The organism is Pantoea septica (assembly GCF_002095575.1).
GTDB classification, from domain to species: Bacteria; Pseudomonadota; Gammaproteobacteria; order Enterobacterales; family Enterobacteriaceae; genus Pantoea; species Pantoea septica.
Genome location: NZ_MLJJ01000049.1, coordinates 1 through 24014, shown reverse-complemented (window position 1 = coordinate 24014; position 24014 = coordinate 1). Strand labels below are relative to the sequence as shown.

Sequence of the window (24014 nt, the reverse complement as noted above, 5' to 3'; positions counted from 1 at the left end):
CTCAGTTGGTTAGTAGCACCACCTTGACATGGTGGGGGTCGGTGGTTCGAGTCCACTCGGACGCACCAAATTTCTGAATGCGCTCTTAGCTCAGTTGGTTAGAGCACCACCTTGACATGGTGGGGGTCGATGGTTCGAGTCCATTAGAGCGCACCAATCTTGCTGTTTTCCTCCCTTGCGCAACATCGTTTTTATTGATCTCCGTCGTTTCCTTCTCCGCTTTTTAATTGGTTTTCGGACACTTAGCGTCTATAATATCCGGCGTTGTTCCACTTGAAAGGTTTCAGCGCGGCGTGCCTATGGCGATAACTCACACTCTTTGCGCAACACGCTATTGTCGGTTTCCAGACGTAACCGCACAACTTCCCTGCACGCTCAGCCTGCGTCACCTATTCTTACGTTGTACTGTCCGTTTCGTTATCAACCAGAATTCTCATTTCGATGCGTTGTCATCGAATCCCAACCTTTATCATCCATCACAACTTACAGATAACCTGTCATGAAAAAGACCAAGATCGTTTGTACTATCGGCCCGAAAACCGAATCTGAAGAGATGCTGACCCAGCTGCTTGAAGCCGGCATGAACGTTATGCGCCTTAACTTCTCGCATGGCGATTACGCCGAGCACGGTCAGCGCATCGCCAACATGCGCGCGGTGATGCAGAAAACCGGCCGTCAGGCCGCTATTCTGCTCGATACTAAAGGTCCGGAAATCCGCACCATGAAACTGGAAGGCGGTAATGACGTTTCCCTGAAGGCGGGACAGACCTTTACCTTTACCACCGACCAGAGCGTGATCGGCAACAGCGAGCGCGTCGCCGTCACCTACGCCGGCTTCACTGAAGATCTGAAAATCGGCAACACCGTACTGGTAGACGATGGTTTGATCGGCATGGAAGTAAAAGAAGTGACGGAAAACACCGTGGTGTGTACCGTGCTGAACAACGGCGACCTCGGCGAGAACAAAGGCGTTAACCTGCCGGGCGTCTCTATCCAGCTGCCTGCGCTGGCGGAAAAAGACAAGCGCGACCTGATTTTCGGCTGCGAGCAAGGCGTCGACTTCGTAGCGGCCTCTTTTATTCGCAAACGCTCCGACGTGCTGGAGATCCGTGAGCATCTGAAAGCCCACGGCGGCGAACATATTCAGATCATCTCCAAGATCGAAAACCAGGAAGGCCTGAACAACTTCGACGAAATCCTCGACGCCTCTGACGGCATCATGGTGGCGCGCGGCGACCTGGGTGTAGAGATCCCGGTAGAAGAAGTGATCTTCGCGCAGAAGATGATGATCAAGAAGTGTAACAAGGCGCGCAAGGTCGTCATCACCGCAACCCAGATGCTCGACTCCATGATCAAGAACCCGCGCCCTACTCGCGCGGAAGCGGGCGACGTGGCCAACGCCATCCTCGACGGCACCGATGCGGTTATGCTCTCCGGCGAGAGCGCCAAGGGCAAATACCCGCTGGAGTCAGTGACCATCATGGCCACCATCTGCGAGCGTACCGACCGCGTGATGAAGTCGCGCATCGACGCGCTGGAAGACTCCCGTAAGCTGCGCATCACCGAAGCGGTCTGCCGCGGCGCGGTGGAAACCGCCGAGAAACTGGAAGCACCGCTGATCGTGGTCGCCACCGAAGGCGGCAAATCCGCTAAATCGGTGCGCAAATACTTCCCGGACGCCACTATCCTCGCGCTGACCACCAATGAGACCACCGCGCGCCAGCTGATCCTGAGCAAAGGCATCGAAACGCGCCTGGTAAACGAGATCGCCTCTACCGATGATTTCTATCGCATCGGTAAAGAAGCGGCGCTGGAAAGCGGCTACGCGCAAAAAGGCGACGTGGTTGTGATGGTATCGGGCGCATTAGTACCAAGCGGTACCACAAATACGGCCTCAGTACACGTCATTTAATTCGTTTGAGCATTTATTTAAAAGCGCCTTTAGGGGCGCTTTTTTTATTCCATCACTAATACAAAATCGGGAAATTTCCAATCGATAATAACTATTCAATATCCTCCAGAATTAAGGTTAATCCGATTAAATCTCTCTGTTTTCGCTAAATATTTTTATCATATGCGGCAAGGCGCTGCTTCTTTGAGCGAACGATCAAGTTTAAGCATCTTCTCATCAAAAATTTATTCTCAACTTAAAAAGCTTTGTGTAATACTTGTAACGCTACATGGAGATTAACTCAATCTAGAGGGTATAAATAATGAATCGTACTAAACTGGTACTGGGCGCGGTAATCCTGGGTTCAACTCTGCTGGCTGGTTGCTCAAGCAACGCTAAAATCGACCAGCTGTCTTCAGACGTTCAGACTCTGAACGCTAAAGTTGACCAGCTGAGCAACGACGTGAACGCAATCCGTTCTGACGTGCAGGCTGCTAAAGATGACGCAGCTCGTGCTAACCAGCGTCTGGACAACCAGGCTCACTCTTACCGTAAGTAAGAGTTCTGGTATTAAAAATGGCGCCCATGTGGCGCCATTTTTTTTGCCTGTGTTTCGCCGCCAGTAACGGCGGCGATTGTCGGGTTCAGGGTGTGGTCTGCCCGCTCTGCGCCTGTTCTGACGCCGCCTCAGACGGCTCTGTCACCGCCTCCCCGCTTGATACCAGTACCGGCATGCCGGAACGACGCTCCAGCGCCGCTTTGATCAGCGCGCTGTCGCTCTGCGGACTCTTGATAAACTTCTTCAGCGCCGGGCTGAGCGCTATCGGCATCGTCTGCGGATCGTCTTTATCGCTGTGCGATAGCGGCTGATGCACTTCAACATAGCGCTTTCCGTCTGGCTCGACGGCATATTTTACCGGCTGGTTAATCACCTGCACCCGCGTCCCCTTCGGCACGCTGTTGAACAGCGCTTCGATATCCTGCGGACGCAGGCGTATGCAACCGGAGCTGACGCGCATGCCGATGCCGAAATCGGCGTTGGTGCCGTGGATCAGATAGTTGCCGCTGCCGCGTGCCAGACGCAGCGCAAACAGCCCCATCGGGTTTTCCGGACCGGCAGGCACTACCGCCGGCAGCGTAATGCCATCTTTAGCGTAGCGCTTGCGGATATTGACGGTTGGCGTCCAGGTCGGATTGGGTATCTTCTGGCTGATGCTGGTCACCATCACCGGCGTCGCGGCGCCGAGCTGGCCGATGCCGATGGGATAGACGATGACCTTGTCTTCGTCTTTGGGGTAATAATAGAGGCGCAGCTCGGCCAGGTTAACCACTATTCCCTCGCGCGGCGTATCCGGCAGCAACATCTGCTGCGGCACCACTAACTGCGTGCCCGCCTTGGGCAGCCAGGGATCGGTGCCCGGATTGGCCTCCAGCATGCTCAGCAGCCCAATCTGGTATTTCGCCGCAATAGCTTCAAGAGGACGTTTGTCGTCGGGAACCGTGGTTAACTGATTTTCGCCGATAAGGCGGCTGTCGCCGGCAGGAAGCGGGTATTCCGTGGAGAAAGCCGGCGCGGCAAGTCCAACGCTTAGCAGCAGCGCACCGGCGAAACGTAAGGCTGATTTCATGCAATCTTCTCTTTCAGATAAAAAAACAGACGCCTTTTGGCGTCTGCTAGTTTAACTCAGAGGAGATTTTGAGCGTTATGGCGAATTGCCCGAATCATCGCTTCAAGGCCCTGCGAACGCGACGGCGTCAGATGCTGGGTTAACGCCAGCTCGGCGAACCAGTGCCGCACGTCCAGCGCGACGATATCAGCTGCCGTCAGGTTTTGATACAGGCTAAATACTACTGCAATCAACCCCTTAACAATAGCGGCGTCGCTGTCCCCTTCAAACGCCAGGGTGCCGTCGCTCTGCGGCGTCATCTTAATCCAGACCTGGCTCTGACAGCCGGAGATAACGTTTTCCGGCTGATGCAGGCTTTCAGATGATTCTGGAAGTTTTGCGCCCAGCTCGATGATGTAGAGGTACTTCTCTTCCCAGTTGGCGCAACGGTTAAAGTTGCGCACCAGTTTCTCTTTATCTGGCAACGTGGCCATGACTGACTCCTGAACTCTGCTCAACCGCCCAGCAAACGATGAATACGGGTCAAGCCCGCCGCCAGACGATCGGCCTCTTCTTCGCTGTTGTAGAAGGCGAACGAGGCGCGGCACATGGCCGGCACGGCGAAATGGCGCATCAGCGGCATTGCGCAGTGGTGGCCGGTGCGGATAGCGATACCGTATTGATCAAGGAAGCTGCCGACGTCGTAGGCGTGATGCTTGCCCAGATTAAAAGCGATGACGCCTGCGCGATCCTGCGGGCCGTAAATCACCAGATCGGGCACAGAGGCGAGCTTGTCGAGCGCGTAGCGCATCAGCGCCTGTTCACGCTGCTGAATCGCCTCAAGGCCGATCTCTTCTACATAGCGCAGCGCCGCGCCGAAGCCGATAATGCCGCCGGTATTAGGCGTGCCCGCTTCGAAACGCCAGGGCGCTTTGTTCCAGGTGGTGCCGACAGGCAGCACTACCTGGTCGATCATCGAGCCGCCGCCTTCCCAGGGCGGCATCTCGTCGAGCAGCGCTTTGCGACCGTAGAGAATGCCGACGCCGTTAGGGCCGTAAATTTTGTGGCTGGAGAAGACGTAAAAATCGCAGTCGATCTGCTGCACGTCGACCTTGCCATGCATTACCGCCTGCGCGCCGTCCACCAGCGTCACCAGCCCGGCAGCTTTCGCCTGCGCTACCAGCGCCTTAACCGGGTTAACGGTGCCGAGCACGTTGGAGACGTGCGTCACCGCCAGCAGGCGCGTACGGCTGTCAATCAGCCCCGCCAGGGCGTCGATCGCCAGCTCGCCGCTGCTGTTCAGCGGCAGCACGCGGATCTCTGCGCCGGTGCGCTGCGCCACCATCTGCCACGGCACGATATTGGCGTGGTGCTCCATCTCGGTGATGATCAGGTTATCGCCGGCCTGCAGCTGGCTTGCGCCCCAGCAGTTCGCCACCAGGTTGATCCCCTCGGTGGTGCCTTTGACAAACACGATCTCTTCCGGCGAAGAGGCGTTAAGAAAACGCGCCGCCTGCAGGCGAACGTTTTCCATATCGGTAGTGGCCTGCGCGCTCAGGCTGTGAATGCCGCGGTGCACCGCCGCATAGCCATACTGGTAAAAATGGCTTTCGGCGTTAATCACCGCCAGCGGACGCTGGGCGCTGGCCGCGCTGTCAAGGTAGGCCAGCGGATGACCGTTGACCTCACGCTTCAGGATCGGGAAGTCGGCCCTGATACGTTCGAGATCGAAGTTCATCATGAGGCATCTCCAGGGAAACGCGCCGCGATGCGTTGCAGAACCGCCTGACGCAGCGTCTCATCATCCAGCGCTTCGGTCAGCTCGGCCGCAAAAGCGTGAATAATCATCTGCTGCGCCGCGTCTTCTGCGATGCCGCGCGAGCGCAGGTAGAACATCTGCTCATCATCAATGCGGCCGATGGTCGCGCCGTGGCTGCACTTCACGTCGTCAGCGTAGATTTCCAGCTGCGGCTTGGTGTCCACTTCCGCCAGACGACCCAGCAACAGATTGTTGTTGGTCATCTGCCCGTCGGTTTTCAGCGCGTGCTGCGCCACTTTGATGTGGCCGTTAAACACCGCGCGGCCTTTGTCGCGCGAGATGGTTTTATGCAGCTGACGGCTCAGGCAGTAGCCTTTGTTATGCTCCAGATAGCTGCGGGTATCCGCCACTTCCGAATTCATCGGCAGCACCAGGCTGTTCAGCGACAGCTGGGTGTTTTCGCCGTTGAGCTGCACGCTGGTGTTGTGACGAGAGAGGCCCGCGCCCAGCAGGAAGCTGGTGCTGCTCACCTGCGCATCGCGGCCGATAACGATATCGTTATGGGCGAAGTGGTAGCTGCTGCTCTCTTCAAACGCCAGCTTGATATGTTTCAGCTGGGCATTGTCGCCGACCGCGAAGGTAAAGCGCGCGCCGGTAAAGTGCTGCGCCCCGTCCAGGGTGACGTAATGCTCAATAACCTGCGCCTGCGCGCTCTCTTCCAGCTCGAAATGGTGGCGATGATGCACGGTGTTGAGCGCATCAGCCTGGCCGCTGGTGATATGCAGCAGATAGAGCGGGCGTGCCGCCGCCTTGCCGCGCGCCAGGCGAATCGAGGTGACCTCTTCCGCCAGGCTTTCGGTCAGATGCAGAAACACTTCCGGCTGCACCGGTGCCGGCAGCGGCCGGCGCTCGGCGGCGCGGCTATGCTGAACGGCGAAGAGTTCGGTATCGGCCGCGCTCAGCGACGGCTGAAACTGACCGTCAACGAACACCAGACGGATCGCGTCCAGCGGCAGCGCCAGCGCGTCGACCTGCGCCTGGCTCAGGCTTTTCGCCTGCGGCAGCGCGAACTGGTGGGCCAGAAGCCCATCCAGCGCGGTGTATTTCCAGTTTTCATGCTTACGCGTCGGCAGCCCGACGCGCATCAGCTGTTGCCAGTGCTGCTGAGCCTGCAGCGAGCGAAACTCGCCGCGCGATTCAAACAGATGGTGCCACTGCTGCAGGGCGTTATCACTCTTCGTCGGTAAGCCAGCCATAGCCTTGCTCCTCCAGCTGTTTCACCAGCGTAAAGTCGCCCGATTTGACGATCTTACCTTTGTACAGCACGTGCACGAAGTCTGGCTTGATGTAGTCCAGAATACGCTGATAGTGGGTCACGATGATAAAGGCGCGCTTTTCGTCACGCAGGCTGTTGACGCCTTCCGCGACGATCTTCAGCGCATCGATATCCAGACCGGAATCGGTTTCATCAAGGATGCACAGCTCCGGCTCCAGCGCCGCCATCTGCAGGATGTCGTTGCGTTTCTTTTCGCCACCCGAGAAGCCGACGTTGACCGAACGGGTCAGCAGGTCTTCGGGCATCTTCAGCAGGTGTATCTTGTCTTCGATAAAGTCCTGGAAGTCGAATCGATCCAGCTCTTCTTTGCCGCGATATTTACGCACCGCGTTGACTGCGGTCTGCAGGAAGAACTGGTTGCTGACGCCCGGGATTTCGACCGGATACTGAAACGCCATAAAGATGCCTTCGCCCGCGCGGTCTTCCGGGTCGAGCTCCAGCAGATCTTTGCCTTTGAAGCTCACGGAACCGCCGGTGATTTCGTAATCTTCACGGCCAGCCAGCGTTGCAGAGAGCGTGCTTTTGCCTGAGCCGTTCGGGCCCATAATGGCGTGCACTTCGCCCGGTTTCACTTCGAGGTTAAGACCGCGCAGAATCTCTTTGTCTTCAACGCTAACCTGTAAATCTTTAATGCTTAACATACTTATTCCTTCACATTGCTTCCGGCAACGCGTGTGACGGCATCAGCCCACACTGTGCTCAAGGCTGATGGCTAACAGTTTTTGCGCTTCCACGGCGAATTCCAGTGGCAGCTCAGAGAAAACGTCTTTACAGAAGCCGTTGACGATCATGGAGATCGCATCTTCTTCGCTGATACCGCGCTGGAGGCAGTAGAACAGCTGATCTTCGCCGATGCGCGAGGTGGTCGCCTCATGCTCCAGCTGAGCGGTGTTGTTGCGGGTCTCGACATACGGGAAGGTATGCGCGCCGCAATCGGGGCCGATCAGCATCGAGTCGCACTGGGTAAAGTTACGCGCGTTGGTCGCGGTCGGCATGATTTTCACCAGGCCGCGATAGGTATTCTGGCTCTTGCCGGCAGAGATACCTTTGGAGATGATGGTCGATTTGGTGTTTTTACCAATGTGGATCATCTTGGTGCCGGTATCCGCCTGCTGACGGCCGCTGGTCAGCGCCACCGAGTAGAACTCGCCGATGGAGTTATCGCCGCGCAGGATACAGCTCGGGTATTTCCAGGTAATGGCGGAGCCGGTCTCGGACTGCGTCCAGGACATTTTGCTGTTCTCGCCTTCGCACAGCGCGCGCTTGGTGACGAAGTTCAGAATGCCGCCTTCGCCTTCGCCGCCCGGGAACCAGTTCTGCACGGTGGAGTACTTCACTTCCGCATTTTTATGAATAATGACTTCCACCACCGCCGCGTGCAGCTGATAGGTGTCGCGCACCGGCGCGGAACAGCCTTCGATGTAGCTGACGTAGCTGTCTTCGTCGGCAATCAGGATGGTACGTTCGAACTGACCGGTTTTCGCCGCGTTGATGCGAAAATAGGTCGACAGCTCCATTGGGCAGCGTACCCCTTTCGGGATATAAACGAAGGTGCCGTCGGAGGCGACCGCGGAGTTCAGCGCCGCAAAGAAGTTGTCGTTAGCCGGCACCACGGTGCCGAGATACTTCTGCACCAGCTCTGGGTGTTCCTGAATCGCTTCGCCGAACGAGCAAAAAATGATGCCCTGCTCCGCCAGCTTGCCGCGATAGGTGGTGGCAACGGAAACGGAGTCGAAAATCGCATCGACCGCCACTTCACGGCCTTCGCGCACCGGCACGCCCAGCTGATCGAACGCCTTCTCAACTTCCTGCGTCAGGTAGGTGTTGGTCTCTTCGATGCCCGAAGACTGCAGCGCGCCCGGTTCGGAGGCGCAGCTGTCGTCGCAGTTACCGCATGACGGCGCCGAATAATAGCTGTAATCCTGATAATCCAGTTTGTCGTAATGCGCTTTCAGCCAGTGCGGCTCTTCCATTTCGAGCCAGGCGCGAAAGGCTTTAAGACGAAACTCCAGCATCCACTCTGGCTCGTTACGTTTAGCCGAGATCGCGCGCACCACATCTTCGTTGATGCCGTGCGCCATTTCGTCGGTTTGCAACTGGGTAAAGAAGCCCTCTTTGTAGTTGAGCTTGCCTTCCCACATTTGTACATCGTCAGATGTTTCGCTGTGTCGTGACATATTTCACTTACTCGACGCCAAAGCTTTCACCGCACCCGCAGGCGTGTTGAGCTTTAGGGTTATTGAATTTAAAAATCTGATTCAGGCCTTCGCGGACATAATCCACTTCCGTACCGTCGATAAACGGCATTGCCTGAAGCGGCACGTAGAGCGTTGCGCCGTTATGGGTAAACTGCAGATCGTCGTCGGCAGGCTCTTTCACCAAATCCATGACGTAACCGAAACCGGCACAGCCGGATTGTTTCACGCCGAGATGCAGACCTTTTACTTCAGGATCTTGCGCCACCAGGCTAAGAATTTGCTTTGCGGCGGAATCAGTCAGCGTGACCCCTTTCCAGACGAAATCATCAGGAGAGAACGTTGCTGCATTTACAGATGCCATGTTGTTACCTCGTAAGTCCGGACCTTTTCAGGCTATCCCCCTATGGTAAGGATCTGGGCGATCACTTCAACCTCTTGTTTTGCAGGGATAATCATCTTGTGCTCTTTTTAATCGCTGCTTTATTAAGCATAGCTGCTTCGCAGACCTTTGCGGCGAGAGCGCGCGCGCCAAAATCAGCAGCCTAACCTGTTAAAAATACGTAAAATTTTTTTCAGCTAGTTATTAATAATTTCTTATTGATAGGTTACGCCTTTATCAGGCGCGCAGAAATTGTTCTTGCCGATTTTATTAACAGGCTAAGTAAATCGTGAAAATTTTCGCGCTGCGCAATTGCAATCCACACCCAGTTGAATATGATAATTATTATCATTCAATCTTCGAGGTGGCGCCATGACGCTCTCCGTCTCTGCCTGGCTGCAGTGCAAAATCGACGACTACAAGTTTTCCGTACGCGATATCACCGTTGATTTCTATCTGGCAGAGGCAAAGCTTAACCGGGCCGACTGTTCGATTCATCAGCTGCGCCAGTTCAACGACACCTGTCTGGATATGGCCGAAATCTGCCAGATCAACGGAGACGATCAAAGTTATCTGCACGCCATGGGCAAACTTCACCACCGGCTGGTGCAGGAGATGGGCAACAGCGAGCGCGACAGGCTGTTCCGCATCCAGGCCTGGCAACTGGCGCGCCTCTCCCTTACTCGCCTGTGCCATCAGCTGGCGCTGGTCGGAGAGTGGGACAAAGCCACCGCGCTGCAGAGCGACTTCGTGCGTCACGCGGGCTGGATATTCTAATCCAGCCGCGTCGTGACGTCGCGCACAATTTCGTTACACTAACGCCAGCAGCGCCTGCAGCGGATGCCGCATGCCGTTGCCTTCCAGTCTCTTAACCTGGCTGCGGCAGGAAAAGCCGGTCGCCAGGCAGCGCTGGCGTGGCAGTTTCTGCAGCTGCGGATGCCACGACAGCCCATAAATCCCCAGCGAGTTGTCGAGATTCTTGCTCTCATGGCCGTAGGTGCCCGCCATGCCGCAGCAGCCGACATTTATATTCTCCAGCCGCGCGCCGAAGCGCGCAAAAATCTCCTGCCACTGGTTCGGCGTGTTGGGCAACGCCGTCACTTCGGTGCAGTGCGCAAACAGGTACCAGCTTTCGCCGCTGCCTGGCACGGCTTCACGCGCGCTGACCACCTCGCGCAGCCACTCATGCACCAGCTGAACGTGAAAGTCGCCGCGCTTGTCGCCGAGCGTCTGCTTATATTCATCGCGATAGCAGAGCACCGTCGCCGGATCGACGCCGACCATCGGCATGCCGAGCTTCGCCACCCGATTAAGAAAGTCAGCGGTTTTGCCGGCGGTGCGCGCAAAGCGCTGCAGAAAGCCTTTAACGTGCTGCGCCTTGCCGTTCGGCATAAAGGGCAGCAGCACCGGCCGCAGGCCCAGCTTTTCGATCAGGCGAATGAAGTCGGCGATCAGCTGCGCCTCATAGAAGCTGGTAAAGGGATCCTGCACCACCAGCACCGTTTCGGCGCGCTGCGCCGGGCTCAGCGCCTCGAGTTTCTCCAGCGTCATGCCCATCGCCGGATGGCCGCTCAGCTCCTGCTTTAGCGAAGGCGACGACAGCAGCGGCAGATCGACCATGCCGATATGGGTTTTGCTTAGCTCGCGCATCCAGGGCTGACGCAGAAAGAAGTTGAACGCCTTCGGCGCTTTCGCCATCAGCGGCGCGTAGCTCTCGACCGCCGCCACCAGATGGTCGCTTACCGGGCGCAGGTAGCGCGTATGGTAGAGCTGCAAAAAGCGGGCGCGAAAATCGGGCACGTCGATTTTGATCGGGCACTGGGTCGAGCAGGCTTTACAGGCGAGACAGCCCGACATCGCCTCATGCACCTCATGGGAGAAGTCATATTCGCCCTTGCTGGCGTGCCAGCTGTTGCGCACGCGGCCGATCAGGGCGCGCAGCGACAGGCTGTTTTCCGGCAGCTGCTTTTCAAGCTGCTGAGGATCGACGCCCTGCTCCGCCAGCAGGCGCAGCCATTCGCGCGTCAGGGTGGCGCGACCTTTCGGCGAATGGATGCGGTTGCGGGTAATTTTCATGGAGGGACACATCGGGCTGCGCGCATCGAAATTGAAGCAGAGCCCGTTGCCGTTGCACTCCATCGCGCCGCGCCACTCGCCGCGCACCGTCAGCGGGATTTGGCGGTCATAGCTGCCGCGCTTCGTCGCGTCGACCTGCATCATCGGCTCGTTGCTGTCGATGGGAGTACAGATCTTGCCGGGATTCATCCGGTTATCGGGATCGAACGCCGCCTTGATGCGGCGCAGCTCGTTAAACAGCGTTTCGCCGAAGAACGCCGGGCTGTACTGCGCGCGGAATCCTTTGCCGTGTTCGCCCCAGAGCAGCCCGCCGTAGCGCGCGGTCAGCGCCACCACCTCATCCGACAGGGTTTTCATCAGCATCTCCTGCTGCGGATCGCACATGTCCAGCGCCGGACGCACGTGCAGCACGCCCGCGTCGACATGGCCGAACATGCCGTAGCTCAGGCCGTGGCTGTCGAGCAGCGCGCGAAACTCGACGATATAGTCGGCAAGGTGCTCCGGCGGCACGGCGGTATCCTCGACAAAGGGGATCGGCTTGGCGCGCCCTTTGGCGTTGCCCAGCAGGCCTACCGCTTTTTTCCGCATGTTGTAGATGCGCTCGATGCCGTCGAGATCCTCGCAGAGCTGATAGCCGATCACGCCGCCCTGTCGCTGCGCCATCAGGCTCTCCAGCCGCGCGCAGAGCGAAGCGACCTGCTGCTCGATTAGCGCGCCGTCGTCCCCGGCGAATTCGACGATATTGAGGCCGAGCATCTCTTTGTCCGGCACGTCGGTAATCAGCTCGCGCACCGAGTGCCAGACGATATCTTCCCGCGCCAGGTTAAGGACTTTGGAATCTACCGTTTCTACCGACAGCGCCTTCGCCTCGACCATAAAGGGCGCGTTGCGCAGCGCAGAGTCGAAAGAGTCATATTTGATGTTCACCAGCCTGCGCACTTTGGGGATGGGCGTAATGTCGAGCCGCGCTTCGGTGATAAAGGCCAGCGTCCCCTCCGCACCGCACAGCAGGCGGGTCAAATCGAAGGTCTGCATATCGTCGCTGAAGACGTGACGCAAATCGTAGCCGGTGAGGAAGCGGTTCAGCTTCGGAAATTTTTCCAGGATCAGCGCGCGCTGCTCGCGGCATCGCGTCAGCACCTGCTGATAGATGCGCCCTTCCGGCGTCGCGGTCTGCGCCAGCGTCTCCGCCAGCGCGGCGGCCATCGGCCGGGTATCGAGAATATCGCCGCCGAGCAGCACCGCGCGCAGCCCCAGCACATGATCGGAGGTTTTACCGTAGACCAGCGAGCCCTGGCCCGAGGCGTCGGTATTGATCATCCCGCCTAGCGTCGCGCGGTTGCTGGTGGAGAGCTCCGGCGAGAAGAAAAAGCCGTAGGGCTTAAGCCAGGCGTTAAGCTGATCCTTGACCACGCCCGCCTCGACGCGCACCCAGCCCTGCTCAAGATTAATCTCCAGGATGCGGTTCATATGGCGCGACATGTCCACCACGATGCCCTGATTCAGCGACTGGCCGTTGGTGCCGGTTCCGCCGCCGCGCGGCGTGAAAATCAGCTCGTTAAAGCGCGTCTCGCCCGCCAGGCGCGCAATCAGCGCGACGTCGGCGGTGGAGCGCGGAAAGAGCACCGCGTCCGGCAGCAGCTGATAGATGCTGTTGTCGGTGGACATCAACAGACGGTCGGCGTAGCTGGTGGCGGTATCGCCAGTGAAGCCCTGCGCCTTTAGCGCGTCGAGGAATGTCAGCACCCGTTGAACGAGGCCGGGCGCCTGAGAAATCTGTGGGATCATTATTGGGAGACCAGATGTTGTAAACGTTTGCGTTGCTTGTTTTGTCTGAACGTTCCGTTTTAACACATTTTTTTCACGCCCGCTGTTTTTTCAGGACAGGGAAAAACCGCTTCTTTCGCCTCTGTTTAAAGGGGCCAAAATAGCTCATCATTAACTCGGGCCTGATTGCCCCCAATGAAGGATTATTTGAGGTCGTTGTTCCTTATGAAAAACCTGCACCGCACCACGGATATGCCGCAGAGGCTCTTTACGCTGCTCTTTATCCTGCTGATGATCGTCGCCTGCATCTGGATAGTGCAGCCTTTTATACTGGGTTTCGCCTGGGCGAGCATGGTGGTAATCGCCACCTGGCCGCTGATGCTCCGCGTGCAGCGCCTGCTGTGGAACCGGCGTTCGCTGGCGGTGATTGTCATGACTCTGCTGCTGTTGCTGCTGTTTATCATTCCCATCGCGCTGCTGGTCAACAGCCTCATCGACAATAGCGCGCCCGTTATCGCCTGGGCGACGCAGGGTCATATGGAGATGCCATCGCTGCTGTGGCTGAATGATATTCCGGCCATCGGCGAGAAACTCTTCTCCAGCTACCATAAACTGGTGGCGGGCGGCGGCTCCGCCATTATGGCGAAACTGCAGCCTTACGTGGGTCGCACCACCGGCTTCTTTGTCGCCCAGGCGGGCCACTTCGGTCGGCTGATGATTCATCTCGGCGTGATGCTGCTGTTCAGCGCCCTGCTGTTCTGGCGCGGCGAACAGGCGGCACAGGGCATCCGCCATTTCGCCTTTCGCATGGCGGGCCGTCGCGGCGACGCCACGGTGCTGCTGGCTGGTCAGGCGATCCGCGCCGTGGCGCTCGGCGTGGTGGTGACCGCGCTGGTGCAGGGCGTGCTGGGCGGCATTGGTCTGGCGCTTTCCGGCATCCCCTACGCCACGCTGCTGACCGTCCTGATGATCCTCTGCTGTCTGGTGCAGATTGGGCCGCTTATCGTGCTGGTGCCCGCCATTATCTGGCTCTACTGGAGCGGCGACACCACCTGGGGAACGGTGTTGCTGATCTGGAGCTGCGTGGTCGGCACGCTGGACAACGTGCTGCGCCCGATGCTGATCCGCATGGGCGCCGATTTGCCGATGATCCTGATCCTCTCTGGCGTTATCGGCGGGCTGGTCGCCTTCGGCCTGATTGGTCTGTTTATCGGTCCCGTTGTGCTGGCGGTCTCTTACCGACTGGTCTCCGTCTGGATGCATGAGGCCCCGCCGCCGCCAGAAGGCGATCTCGCCAGCGTGGTCGACATTCTGTCCGACCACGACGAAGAACATCTGCCTTCCTGAAACCGGGCTCAGGGCGGTTAACCGCCCTGACTCATTTGCGTGACGTTAATATTTTTTTTCATTAGCGGTTTTTAAGAAAAAACGCAGTTTTCGGCCATGAGGCCGCATATCAGCGGCGAATAGTTTATTTTTCGCACTGGTTTACCCCGATATTGCGGCTAAACAGGTGATAAAAGTTTACTGGCTTTAAACTAATAAGAGGATTCTTAAAGACTCAGAACCGCGCGATGAATAACATGATTCCTAAGTTTGAAATCAACCTACTGATTTTTAAACAACCTTTTTCCCCTGAGTAAAGTGAAGAATTGCTGTGTGTAGTCTTTGCCCATCCCCTGTGATGGGCTTTTTTTTGGCCTGAAGAAAGTAAAAAGGCCAGCAAAGCTGACCTTTTAGCGACAATTTACCTACATAATCATGCTCTTTTGCTTAATTCAGCCAGCGAGAGCCAGGTTTCTACCACGGTGTCTGGATTGAGCGACAGGCTGTCGATACCCTCCTCCATTAGCCAGGCCGCAAAGTCCTGATGATCGGACGGCCCCTGGCCGCAGATGCCGACATATTTGCCCTGCTTTTTCGCCGCCTGAATCGCCATCGACAGCAGCGCTTTCACCGCCTCGTTGCGCTCGTCGAACAGCGCCGACACCACGCCTGAATCGCGATCCAGCCCCAGCGCCAGCTGCGTCATATCGTTCGAGCCGATTGAGAAACCGTCGAAATGCTCGAGGAACTGCTCGGCCAGCAGGGCGTTAGAGGGGATTTCGCACATCATGATGATTTTCAGGCCGTTCTCGCCGCGCTTCAGGCCCTGGCGGCCCAGCTCTTCAACCACCGCCTGCGCCTGCGCCACGGTGCGCACAAAGGGCACCATGATTTCGACGTTGGTCAGGCCCATGTCGTTGCGCACGCGCTTCACCGCTTCGCACTCCAGCGCGAAACAGTCGCGGAAGCTGTCCGCCACATAGCGTCCGGCGCCGCGAAAGCCCAGCATCGGGTTCTCCTCTTCCGGCTCGTAGCGCTCACCGCCTACCAGATTAGCGTATTCGTTCGATTTGAAGTCCGACAGGCGCACAATCACCCGCTTCGGCGCGAAGGCGGCGCCGAGCGTGGCGATCCCTTCCGTCAGGCGCGCGATATAGAACTCGACCGGGCTGTCGAAGCCTTTCATCATGCCGCGGATCTGCTGCTGCAGTTCCGGGGTCTGCTGGTCAAACTCCAGCAGCGCTTTCGGGTGCACGCCAATCATGCGATTGATGATGAACTCCAGGCGCGCCAGGCCGACGCCTTCGTTCGGCAGGCAGGCAAAATCGAATGCGCGGTCAGGGTTGCCGACGTTCATCATGATCTTCAGCGGCAGCGCCGGCATCTCGTCTACCTGCGAGCTGGTGACTTCGAAATCGATCAGATCGCTATAGACATAGCCTGTGTCGCCCTCGGCGCAGGAGACGGTGACTTTGTTGCCATCCTGCAAGCGATCGGTAGCGTCGCCGCAGCCCACCACTGCCGGGATGCCTAACTCGCGCGCGATAATCGCCGCGTGACAGGTGCGTCCGCCGCGGTTAGTGACGATCGCCGAGGCTTTCTTCATGATCGGCTCCCAGTCGGGGTCGGTCATATCGGTGACCAGCACGTCGCCTTTTTCAATGCGGTTCATTTCGCTGATGTCGTGGATCACTTTGACTTCGCCCGCGCCGATGCGATGGCCGATGGCGCGGCCTTCCACCACCACGCTGCCCGTGCCCTGCAGGTTGTAACGCTCCATCACCTGGCCATTGGAGCGCACGGTTTCCGGTCGCGCCTGCACGATAAAGAGTTTGCCGGTGTGGCCATCTTTGGCCCATTCAATATCCATCGGACGCTTGTAGTGCTGCTCGATCAGCACCGCCTGACGCGCCAGGGCCTGCACTTCCTCATCGGTAAGCGAGAAACGGTCGCGTTCGCTTTCCGGCACGTCTTCGATGCGCACCTGCTCGCCGTGCGACTGCGAATCGGCGTAGACCATACGCACCTTTTTCGAACCCATGTTGCGGCGCACGATCGCTGGGCGATCGGCGGCCAGGGTCGGCTTGTGCACGTAAAACTCGTCGGGATTGACCGCGCCCTGCACCACCATTTCGCCAAGGCCGAAGGCGGAAGTGATAAAGACCACCTGATCGAAGCCCGATTCGGTATCGATGGTGAACATCACGCCCGAAGAGGCGAGATCGGAGCGCACCATACGCTGAACGCCCGCCGATAGCGCGACGCCGCGATGGTCGTAGCCCTGATGCACGCGATAGGAGATGGCGCGATCGTTAAACAGCGAGGCGTAAACGTGCTTCACGGCGACGATCACCGCGTCATAGCCCTGCACGTTAAGGAAGGTTTCCTGCTGTCCGGCGAAGGACGCATCCGGCATATCTTCCGCCGTGGCGGATGAGCGTACGGCGAACGATGCCTCGGCATCGTCTGCGGAGAGTTGCTCGTAAGCCTCGCGAATAGCCGCTTCCAGTTCGGGCTGGAACGGGGTATCCACGACCCACTGACGGATCTGCTTGCCGGCTTTCGCCAGCTCGTCGATATCGTCGATATCGGTTTTGTCCAGTAAATCGTAAATGCGCTGGTTGAGGCCGCTCTGATCGAGGAACTGATTAAATGCGTAAGATGTGGTCGCATATCCGTTGGGCACGGAAACGCCCAGCGACGACAAATTCGTAATCATTTCACCCAGAGAGGCGTTTTTGCCTCCCACGCGATCGACATCATGCATGCCAAGCTGGTTATACCAGAGCACTAACGGCTGTTCGCCTGTAATGGACATCGAGATTATCCTTTTAAGAATGAATGGGCACATGAAAAATTTAGCTATTCGCAAAATTAGCCTGGCACAACGCGCAATTAATGACTAAGTGTTGAATCGTTAAAGCGCGCAAGATTTAGCACTTTAGGAATTATTCCGATAATTACGCCACGTTGCGCAAATGCGCTATTTTTCGCTAAGGCTATGATGTTGCTTGTTTTCGCTATTTTTCATCAGCTTATCCGCTATTTTTGTTGCGCAACAGCCTGCCGCGTTATTTCCCGACAGCGAACAGCAATGGCGAGTAAAGCGAAGTTAAAACGTCATTTCATTATTTAGCGGCGTCGGTTTTCGCCGCCGCAGGCGAGAAAAAACGAAAAGTTCACAAAATTTAAACATGGATTTTTTATTTTGTTCTGAGCGCTAATTAAAGCTGCTAACCTGACGCTATCTCTCTACGCATAAGGTAAAGGCCATGAGCAGCGAAAGAAGCGTTTTCTATATTTCCGACGGCACCGCGATTACCGCCGAGGTGCTGGGCCACGCGGTGCTGTCGCAGTTTCCGGTGGGCTTCAATAGCCTGACGCTGCCCTTTGTCGAGAACGTGCAGCGCGCTCAGGCGGTGAAGGCGCAGATCAACGCGCTCTATCAGAAAAGCGGCGTGCGCCCGCTGGTGTTTTTCTCAATCGTCACGCCGGAGGTCCGCGACATCATTACGCAGAGCGAGGGCTTCTGTCAGGATATCGTGCAGGCGCTGGTGGCGCCGTTGCAGGAGGAGCTGGGCATGGCGCCCGCCCCGGTGGCGCACCGCACCCACGGTCTCGACGCCAGCAATCTCGGCAAGTACGACGCGCGCATCGCCGCCATTGACTATACCCTGGCGCACGACGACGGCATCTCGCTGCGCGGGCTGGAAGATGCGCAGGTGATCCTGCTGGGCGTATCGCGCTGCGGCAAAACGCCGACCAGCCTCTATCTGGCGATGCAGTTCGGCATCCGCGCCGCCAACTATCCTTTTATCGCCGACGATATGGATAACCTAAAGCTGCCCGCCGCCCTGCGCCCGTTTCAGAACAAGCTGTTCGGCCTGACCATCGATCCCGAGCGGCTTGCCGCCATTCGCCAGGAGCGGGCGGAAAATACCCGCTACGCCTCCATGCGCCAGTGTCGGCTGGAAGTTGGCGAGGTCGAAGCGCTGTTTCGCACCCATCAGATCCGCTACCTGAACAGCACCAACTATTCGGTCGAAGAGATCGCCACCAAAATTCTCGACATTATGGGCCTCACGCGCCGCATGTACTGAGGGAGCGGCGGCGGCGATTTTGTAAAGCGCCGCTGCCGTCGAGCAAAATATCATTTCAGTTTAAAGGCTTGCATTCGCAGGCTAATAATTTATTGTGATCATCATCACTTCCCGGTATGTCACCGCTGCGAAGAAATAGCTTTCGAGATGCTCATGAACAAAACTGATGAACTGCGTACTGCACGCATCGGCAGCCTGATTACGCCTGCCGCGTTAGCCGCTGAACACCCTCTCTCCGCCGACGTGGCGGATAATGTCACCCGTGCGCGCCAGCGCATCGCCCGCATTCTCACCGGCGACGATCCGCGCCTGCTGGTGATTATCGGCCCCTGCTCGCTGCACGACCCGCGCGCGGCGCTCGACTACGCCCAGCGGCTGAATGCGCTGCGCGAGCGCTACGCCGACCGGCTGGAAATCGTGATGCGCACCTATTTCGAAAAACCGCGCACCGTGGTGGGCTGGAAAGGCCTGATCTCCGATCCCGATCTGGACGGCAGCTTCAACGTTAACCGCGGCATCGGCCTGGCGCGTCAGATCCTGCTGGATATCAATCGCCTGGGTTTGCCTACCGCGACGGAATTTCTCGATATGGTCACCGGCCAGTTTATCGCCGATTTAATTAGCTGGGGCGCGATTGGCGCGCGCACTACCGAGAGCCAGATCCACCGCGAGATGGCCTCCGCGCTCTCCTGCCCGGTGGGTTTCAAGAACGGCACCGACGGCAACGTGCGCATCGCGGTGGACGCGATTCGCGCCTCGCGCGCCAGCCATATGTTTTTGTCGCCCGATAAAGATGGCCAGATGACGATCTACCAGACCAGCGGCAATCCGCACGGCCATGTGATCCTGCGCGGCGGCAAAGCGCCTAACTATCACGCCGACGACGTGGCCGCCGCGGCCGCCAGCCTGCGCGAGTTTAGCCTGCCGGAACAGCTGGTGATCGATTTCAGCCACGGCAATTGCCTGAAGCAGCATCGTCGTCAGAAAGAGGTGGCGGCCGAGGTGGCGCAGCAGATCCGCGCCGGCTCGCGCGCGGTCGCGGGCGTAATGATCGAAAGCTTTATCGAAGAGGGAAATCAGAAGGTGGTCGCGGGCGAGCCGCTGGTTTACGGCCAGTCGATTACCGATCCCTGCCTCGGCTGGCAGGACAGCGAAACGGTGCTGTCGCTGCTGGCCGAGGCGGTGAACAGCCGCTTCTGAGCCGTTAGCTGGAGCAGCTGACCTCCAGCGATTTTCCCCAGTCCGGCGGCCGCTGACGATACTCAGCGGCCGTTTCGTCGCTGAAAGGCTGCTGCAGCGCCTGATGCAGCCGCGCCAGCGCCCCGCTCTCGCCTTTTTCCGCCTCGTCGATCGCCTGCTGCGCCAGATAGTTGCGCAGCACCAGCGCCGGGTTAGCGGCTTTCATCTGCCGCTGTCGCGCCTCGTCGTCTACCCCTTCCTGCAGCAAACGCGCGCGATAGCGCTGATACCAGCGGTCAAAGGCGTCGCGATCCATAAATTCGTCGCGCAGCGGCGAGCGCGCTTCCTGCTGCTGCGTTTCGCTCAGCAGGCGGAACGTCAGGGTGTAGTCGCTGCGCTCCTGGGTCATCAGCGACAGCAGTTCCACCAGCAGGTCGTTGTCGCCGCCGTCGGCCTGGCTAAAGCCCAGTTTCGCCCGCATACGCTCGCCCCAGACGCGCATCAGCTCCGGCTCATAGCGGCTCAGCGCCTGCTTGAGCTGGTCGACGCTCAGCAGGCCGGAAAGCGCATGCGCCAGCCGGTTAAGGTTCCACAGGCCGATCATCGGCTGATTTTCGAAGCTGTAGCGCCCCTGATAATCGCTGTGGTTGCAGATAAAGCCGGGCTGGTAGTCGTCGAGGAAACCGTACGGGCCGTAGTCGATGGTCAACCCCAGCAGCGACATGTTATCGGTGTTCATCACGCCGTGCGCAAAGCCCACGCTCTGCCACTGGGCGATCAGGCGCGCCGTGCGCTCGACGACGTCGGTAAACCACAAAAGGTATTTATCCGCTTCCTCGACCAGATGCGGCCAGTGGTGGCGCAGCGCATAGTCCGCCAGCTGCTCGACTTTATCCTGCTGCTGGCTGTAGAAGAAGTGTTCGAAATGGCCGAAGCGCAGATGGCTTTCCGCAATGCGCATCAGCGTCGCGCCGCGCTCGGGCGACTCGCGATAGACCGGCTCGTCGCTGATGGCGATAGCGAGCGCGCGTGTGGTGGGAATGCCCAGATGGTGCAGCGCTTCCGAGGCGAGAAATTCGCGCACCGTAGAGCGAATCACCGCGCGCCCGTCGCCCATGCGCGAATAAGGTGTCAGCCCTGCGCCTTTCAGGTGCCAGTCGACCTTGCCGCCCGCGTCGAGGCGCTGCTCACCCAACAGAATGCCGCGCCCGTCACCAAGCTGACCGGCCCAGACGCCGAACTGGTGGCCGCTATAAACCTGCGCCAGCGGCTCCATGCCCGGCAGCAGCGCGGCGCCGTGCCAGACGCCATGGCCTTCGCCGGCGAAAAGCGCCGCATCGACGCCCAGCGTCTGCGCCAGTGGCGCATTGTGGTAAAACAGGCGTCCGCCCTTGAGCGGCGTCGGCGCCTGAGCGGTATAGAAATCCGGCAGCTCGCGCTGCCAGCTGTTATCAAACAACATAGACTCTCCCGAGCGGCAGCCCGGCGAAACCAGAGCCGCCGTCGCTGTGAATAACCGGATATCGGGCCGTCCCGCGGCAGACGCGGCCGCGCGAGACACCGCAAGTATAGTGGCGGGGAATCAAATACGACAGGCGGACTTAGTCAGGGGCGCGGCATTCTCTGGCGATCAGCCGCGACAGCGACTCAGCCTTTACCGGCGGGAAAAGCGCGCCCTGCAGCACGGCATGCTGCAGCGTGGCGGTTTTATCGAGCAGCGCGCTGTCATCGATGCCGCAAATAATCATCAGCTGCGTATGGCTGCGAAAGTTATCGACGATACTCTGAATAAAGGGCTGGAATGAGGCGCGTTTCGCCAGCGACTGAATAAATTGCTTATCCAGTTTGATGCAGTCGAACAGATTATCGTAGACTGCGTGGGTCGACGACTTACCCGCACCAAAATGGGATAATGATAAACGGAACTGTTGTTTTAGCGCAGAAATAAGAGGGTCATTAATTCCGTTTAAAAGCTGCGGAAACGTTTCGCTGAGGTCGAGCAATAAAAAAGGAAGCTGTTTAATTTTACGTATCAGCAATTCACTCGCCAGCAGCGTGCGCGCCAGATTTTCATCAATACGCATTAATGCCAGGACATGATGTTTATCAAAAAAGTCGCGGTATTGTTCCAGCAAGCCAATTTGTCGCTGCAGCAGGCGCAGCCTCTGCGTCTCATCGAGCTGCGGCAACAGCAAGTCCTGCGGTAGGGTGACAGGCGCAGTATCGTGGACGAACTGGTTAACCAACTCGACAGCCGCCAGCTGCCCGCTAATTGTGCAGGCAGGATAAAACCAAATTTCCGACTGATAGTCGGCAGATAAATGAACTTTCATTTTTACAGCCAGATTAAGTGGCGACTGGCGCATCGTATATCATCGAAATCGGGCAGGCAATAGTACCAAACGCGGGAAGAGATGGACATCTTTGCCGTTAAATTTCGCTTTGCCCGCTGCGCCAGATCCCTAAGCCAAATAACGATAGCGTATAATAGCCTTTACCAGAAAATTAACTCTCTGCCCTATTGATATAATTATTTCCCGGCAGCGTAAAGTGCCATTTTAAATAAGAGTTATAAAACACCTCATTTGTTGCCGCTATTTTCTCTGCTATTCCGACGGGCGCTGCTGGGGGCGATGATTAATTTGCCTTAAATACGCCGCGCCTGCCAGAAGGCTTTGCGCCAGTAGACATTGTCGAGCGAAGAGCGAATCACGCCCTGGCTGGTAGAGGCGTGAATAAAGGCGTTGTCGCTGTCGTAGATGCCGACGTGCAGGCCGTTCTCGCCGCGGCCGGTTTTAAAAAAGACCAGATCGCCCGGCTGCAGCTCATCCTTGCTGATGCGCGTACCGATATCGCTCTGCGCCCGCGTGCTGCGCGGCAGCTGCAGATCGAACCTGTCGCGCATGGTGAGATAGACAAACCCTGAACAGTCGACGCCGCCGCGGCTCATGCCGCCGTAGCGATAAGGGGTGCCGCGCCACTGCCCCAGCTGCTCGTTGAGTTGCGCCACCACCATAATGGAATCCGACAGCCGGCCGTTTACCGGCGGCGCGCGGTGGCCGCTGCATCCCGCCAGTATCAGCACCAGTAAAATCACGCCCATCCGCATTTGCGCATATCTCCTTTAATCGCAACGGCCTCACTCTAGCGTCAGGCACGCAGCCTGGCAAGACGCGACGTTCAGGGTTGTATGGTCAGCAGCGGCTGGCCGTCCAGCTCCAGCTGGCGGAACGGAATCGCGTAGAGGTCGCTGAGGCGCTCGGGCGTAAGAATCGATGCGGCCGCGCCCTGCGCTACCACGCGGCCCTGCGACATCAGCCAGACGCTGTCGGCATGGCGCAGCGTATGGTTAAGATCGTGGCTGCTGGCGATAACGCAGACACCGGCGCGCCGCAGCCCGACGATCAGGGTATGCACGGCGTTTTGCTGGGCGATATCCAGCCCGGTCATCGGTTCGTCCAGCAGCAGCACCCGGCCTTGCGGATTGAGGGCGGGATCGATCTGGGCGAACGCCGCCGCCAGCCTGACGCGCTGCCACTCGCCGCCCGACAGCTGCGTCAGCGGCCGCGCCAGCTTGTCCTGAAGCCGCAGCGTCTCCAGCAGCCCGATCAGCGCCCCGTCTGCCCGCGCGTCGCTCAGGTGCAGACGAAGATAGTGGTAGACCGGCATAAAGCCGGGCGCTATCTGCTGCGGCAGCCATGCGCGCACCCGCGCCAGCGCCGCTCCGCGCCATTCGCGCAGCGGGCGCTGCAGCAGTTGAATCTCCCCTTCGCCCGGCAGCATGCCGGCCATCAGCGCCAGCAGACTGCTTTTGCCCGCGCCGTTAGGCCCGACCAAATGCAGCAGCGTGCCGGCGCCCACTTCGGCGGAACAAGGCGCCAGCCGTCCAGGAACGGCGGCGTCCTTAAGGCTCAGAACCATTTACTGCGCCAGCGCCTGCTGAATGCTTTGCTGGATAACGGCGTCGTCCGGCGTCATATCCGGCGCGAAACGCTGCACCACGTTGCCCTCGCGGTTAATCAGGAACTTTTCAAAATTCCACAGGATATCGCCGGGCGATTTCGGCGCGCGGCCTTTGCTCGCCATGCGCTCGTAGAAGCCGCTGCCTTCCGGACGCACCGCATCCGGCTGCGCCGCTACCAGCTGCGTATAGAGCGGGTGGCGCGCCGGGCCGTTGACGTCGCCTTTGGCCAGCATGGGAAAGGTGACGCCGTAGGTGGTGCTGCAGAAAGTTTTGATCTCGTCGTTGCTGCCCGGCTCCTGCTCGAGGAACTGGTTGCAGGGAAAACCGATCACGCTGAAGCCCTGCGCCTGATACTGCTGCTGTAGCGCCTCCAGCTGCTCGTACTGTGGCGTAAGGCCGCACTTCGACGCCACGTTAACCACCAGCAGCACC

Annotated in this window: 20 protein-coding genes, 1 tRNA gene and 1 other RNA gene; 8 read left to right on the top strand and 14 right to left on the bottom strand. The window is 58.3% G+C overall.

Annotated elements, in window-relative coordinates:
• Positions 1 to 79 precede the first annotated feature (79 nt).
• The 3 genes from HA46_RS19035 to HA46_RS19025 all read left to right on the top strand — a co-directional run bounded on the left by HA46_RS19035 (position 80) and on the right by HA46_RS19025 (position 2450).
• Positions 80 to 156, top strand: a tRNA-Val gene (locus HA46_RS19035).
• Between the two features lie 343 nt (positions 157 to 499).
• Positions 500 to 1912, top strand: coding sequence for a pyruvate kinase PykF (pykF, locus tag HA46_RS19030; RefSeq protein ID WP_033789828.1), 1413 nt, complete (start codon positions 500 to 502; stop codon positions 1910 to 1912).
• 301 nt (positions 1913 to 2213) lie between these two features.
• The gene (locus HA46_RS19025; protein WP_007374746.1) at positions 2214 to 2450 is read left to right on the top strand and encodes a major outer membrane lipoprotein; all 237 of its coding nucleotides are present in this window, start codon (positions 2214 to 2216) and stop codon (positions 2448 to 2450) included.
• Between the two features lie 85 nt (positions 2451 to 2535).
• Here HA46_RS19025 and HA46_RS19020 read toward each other — a convergent pair whose 3' ends face one another.
• From HA46_RS19020 to sufA, 7 genes are read right to left on the bottom strand one after another with little or no spacing between them, the layout of a single operon-like run.
• The gene (locus HA46_RS19020; RefSeq protein WP_084886087.1) at positions 2536 to 3519 is read right to left on the bottom strand and encodes a L,D-transpeptidase family protein; all 984 of its coding nucleotides are present in this window, start codon (positions 3517 to 3519) and stop codon (positions 2536 to 2538) included.
• A 56-nt stretch (positions 3520 to 3575) separates the two neighbouring features.
• On the bottom strand, positions 3576 to 3992 hold the full coding sequence (gene sufE / locus HA46_RS19015) for a cysteine desulfuration protein SufE (RefSeq protein ID WP_033789826.1): 417 nt from the start codon (positions 3990 to 3992) through the stop codon (positions 3576 to 3578).
• A 20-nt stretch (positions 3993 to 4012) separates the two neighbouring features.
• Positions 4013 to 5236 (bottom strand): cysteine desulfurase SufS, encoded by a 1224-nt coding sequence (sufS, locus tag HA46_RS19010; protein WP_084886091.1) that lies wholly within the window; start codon positions 5234 to 5236, stop codon positions 4013 to 4015.
• Complete coding sequence (gene sufD / locus HA46_RS19005; protein ID WP_033789825.1) at positions 5236 to 6513, bottom strand: Fe-S cluster assembly protein SufD; 1278 nt, start codon at positions 6511 to 6513, stop codon at positions 5236 to 5238. The genes sufS and sufD overlap by 1 nt, the downstream gene beginning before the upstream one ends.
• The gene (gene sufC, locus HA46_RS19000) at positions 6488 to 7234 is read right to left on the bottom strand and encodes a Fe-S cluster assembly ATPase SufC (protein WP_033789824.1); all 747 of its coding nucleotides are present in this window, start codon (positions 7232 to 7234) and stop codon (positions 6488 to 6490) included. Before sufC ends, sufD begins: the two co-directional genes overlap by 26 nt.
• Positions 7235 to 7276: 42 nt before the next feature.
• Positions 7277 to 8770 (bottom strand): Fe-S cluster assembly protein SufB, encoded by a 1494-nt coding sequence (sufB, locus tag HA46_RS18995; protein ID WP_033747483.1) that lies wholly within the window; start codon positions 8768 to 8770, stop codon positions 7277 to 7279.
• A 7-nt stretch (positions 8771 to 8777) separates the two neighbouring features.
• Positions 8778 to 9152, bottom strand: a complete 375-nt coding sequence (gene sufA, locus HA46_RS18990) for a Fe-S cluster assembly scaffold SufA (RefSeq protein ID WP_033789823.1) — start codon at positions 9150 to 9152, stop codon at positions 8778 to 8780.
• Positions 9153 to 9542: 390 nt separating this feature from the next.
• On the opposite strand from sufA, the gene HA46_RS18985 reads away from it, so the two are divergent.
• Complete coding sequence (locus HA46_RS18985) at positions 9543 to 9947, top strand: hypothetical protein (RefSeq protein ID WP_084886084.1); 405 nt, start codon at positions 9543 to 9545, stop codon at positions 9945 to 9947.
• A 33-nt stretch (positions 9948 to 9980) separates the two neighbouring features.
• Here the strand turns inward: HA46_RS18985 and ydiJ are convergent, their stop codons facing one another.
• The gene (gene ydiJ / locus HA46_RS18980) at positions 9981 to 13034 is read right to left on the bottom strand and encodes a D-2-hydroxyglutarate dehydrogenase YdiJ (RefSeq protein WP_084886082.1); all 3054 of its coding nucleotides are present in this window, start codon (positions 13032 to 13034) and stop codon (positions 9981 to 9983) included.
• 204 nt (positions 13035 to 13238) lie between these two features.
• On the opposite strand from ydiJ, the gene ydiK reads away from it, so the two are divergent.
• Positions 13239 to 14360, top strand: coding sequence for an AI-2E family transporter YdiK (gene ydiK / locus HA46_RS18975; RefSeq protein WP_033789818.1), 1122 nt, complete (start codon positions 13239 to 13241; stop codon positions 14358 to 14360).
• Between the two features lie 244 nt (positions 14361 to 14604).
• An RNA gene (rprA, locus tag HA46_RS18970) (antisense sRNA RprA) lies at positions 14605 to 14713 on the top strand.
• 59 nt (positions 14714 to 14772) lie between these two features.
• Here the strand turns inward: rprA and ppsA are convergent.
• Positions 14773 to 17157 (bottom strand): phosphoenolpyruvate synthase, encoded by a 2385-nt coding sequence (gene ppsA / locus HA46_RS18965; RefSeq protein WP_084886080.1) that lies wholly within the window; start codon positions 17155 to 17157, stop codon positions 14773 to 14775.
• A 454-nt stretch (positions 17158 to 17611) separates the two neighbouring features.
• Between ppsA and ppsR the strand changes: the two genes are divergently transcribed.
• Positions 17612 to 18439, top strand: coding sequence for a posphoenolpyruvate synthetase regulatory kinase/phosphorylase PpsR (gene ppsR / locus HA46_RS18960; RefSeq protein WP_033747499.1), 828 nt, complete (start codon positions 17612 to 17614; stop codon positions 18437 to 18439).
• Between the two features lie 153 nt (positions 18440 to 18592).
• Positions 18593 to 19639, top strand: a complete 1047-nt coding sequence (locus tag HA46_RS18955) for a 3-deoxy-7-phosphoheptulonate synthase (protein ID WP_084886089.1) — start codon at positions 18593 to 18595, stop codon at positions 19637 to 19639.
• Positions 19640 to 19643: 4 nt separating this feature from the next.
• On the opposite strand, the gene HA46_RS18950 is transcribed toward HA46_RS18955, so the two are convergent.
• The 5 genes from HA46_RS18950 to HA46_RS18930 form a co-directional block, all read right to left on the bottom strand.
• Positions 19644 to 21080: a protein adenylyltransferase SelO gene (locus HA46_RS18950; protein ID WP_084886078.1), complete on the bottom strand. Its 1437-nt coding sequence runs from the start codon at positions 21078 to 21080 to the stop codon at positions 19644 to 19646.
• 139 nt (positions 21081 to 21219) lie between these two features.
• Positions 21220 to 21951, bottom strand: a complete 732-nt coding sequence (locus HA46_RS18945) for an EAL domain-containing protein (RefSeq protein WP_084886076.1) — start codon at positions 21949 to 21951, stop codon at positions 21220 to 21222.
• A 314-nt stretch (positions 21952 to 22265) separates the two neighbouring features.
• Positions 22266 to 22727 (bottom strand): C40 family peptidase, encoded by a 462-nt coding sequence (locus HA46_RS18940; RefSeq protein ID WP_033747504.1) that lies wholly within the window; start codon positions 22725 to 22727, stop codon positions 22266 to 22268.
• Between the two features lie 71 nt (positions 22728 to 22798).
• Complete coding sequence (btuD, locus tag HA46_RS18935; RefSeq protein ID WP_033789809.1) at positions 22799 to 23539, bottom strand: vitamin B12 ABC transporter ATP-binding protein BtuD; 741 nt, start codon at positions 23537 to 23539, stop codon at positions 22799 to 22801.
• A partial coding sequence (locus HA46_RS18930) for a glutathione peroxidase (RefSeq protein WP_143807679.1) occupies positions 23540 to 24014 on the bottom strand: 475 nt, incomplete at its 5' end.

Bases quoted from the DNA above. Each gene is read 5' to 3' on its own strand.
- ppsR (WP_033747499.1), top strand. From the start codon at position 17,612: ATGAGCAGCGAAAGAAGCGTTTTCTATATTTCCGACGGCACCGCGATT.
- sufE (WP_033789826.1), bottom strand. From the start codon at position 3,992: ATGGCCACGTTGCCAGATAAAGAGAAACTGGTGCGCAACTTTAACCGT.
- sufB (WP_033747483.1), bottom strand. From the start codon at position 8,770: ATGTCACGACACAGCGAAACATCTGACGATGTACAAATGTGGGAAGGC.
- ppsA (WP_084886080.1), bottom strand. From the start codon at position 17,157: ATGTCCATTACAGGCGAACAGCCGTTAGTGCTCTGGTATAACCAGCTT.
- pykF (WP_033789828.1), top strand. From the start codon at position 500: ATGAAAAAGACCAAGATCGTTTGTACTATCGGCCCGAAAACCGAATCT.
- HA46_RS18945 (WP_084886076.1), bottom strand. From the start codon at position 21,951: ATGAAAGTTCATTTATCTGCCGACTATCAGTCGGAAATTTGGTTTTAT.
- sufS (WP_084886091.1), bottom strand. From the start codon at position 5,236: ATGAACTTCGATCTCGAACGTATCAGGGCCGACTTCCCGATCCTGAAG.
- HA46_RS18940 (WP_033747504.1), bottom strand. From the start codon at position 22,727: ATGCGGATGGGCGTGATTTTACTGGTGCTGATACTGGCGGGATGCAGC.
- HA46_RS19025 (WP_007374746.1), top strand. From the start codon at position 2,214: ATGAATCGTACTAAACTGGTACTGGGCGCGGTAATCCTGGGTTCAACT.
- sufA (WP_033789823.1), bottom strand. From the start codon at position 9,152: ATGGCATCTGTAAATGCAGCAACGTTCTCTCCTGATGATTTCGTCTGG.
- HA46_RS18955 (WP_084886089.1), top strand. From the start codon at position 18,593: ATGAACAAAACTGATGAACTGCGTACTGCACGCATCGGCAGCCTGATT.
- HA46_RS19020 (WP_084886087.1), bottom strand. From the start codon at position 3,519: ATGAAATCAGCCTTACGTTTCGCCGGTGCGCTGCTGCTAAGCGTTGGA.
- ydiK (WP_033789818.1), top strand. From the start codon at position 13,239: ATGAAAAACCTGCACCGCACCACGGATATGCCGCAGAGGCTCTTTACG.
- HA46_RS18950 (WP_084886078.1), bottom strand. From the start codon at position 21,080: ATGTTGTTTGATAACAGCTGGCAGCGCGAGCTGCCGGATTTCTATACC.
- sufD (WP_033789825.1), bottom strand. From the start codon at position 6,513: ATGGCTGGCTTACCGACGAAGAGTGATAACGCCCTGCAGCAGTGGCAC.
- HA46_RS18985 (WP_084886084.1), top strand. From the start codon at position 9,543: ATGACGCTCTCCGTCTCTGCCTGGCTGCAGTGCAAAATCGACGACTAC.
- btuD (WP_033789809.1), bottom strand. From the start codon at position 23,539: ATGGTTCTGAGCCTTAAGGACGCCGCCGTTCCTGGACGGCTGGCGCCT.
- sufC (WP_033789824.1), bottom strand. From the start codon at position 7,234: ATGTTAAGCATTAAAGATTTACAGGTTAGCGTTGAAGACAAAGAGATT.
- ydiJ (WP_084886082.1), bottom strand. From the start codon at position 13,034: ATGATCCCACAGATTTCTCAGGCGCCCGGCCTCGTTCAACGGGTGCTG.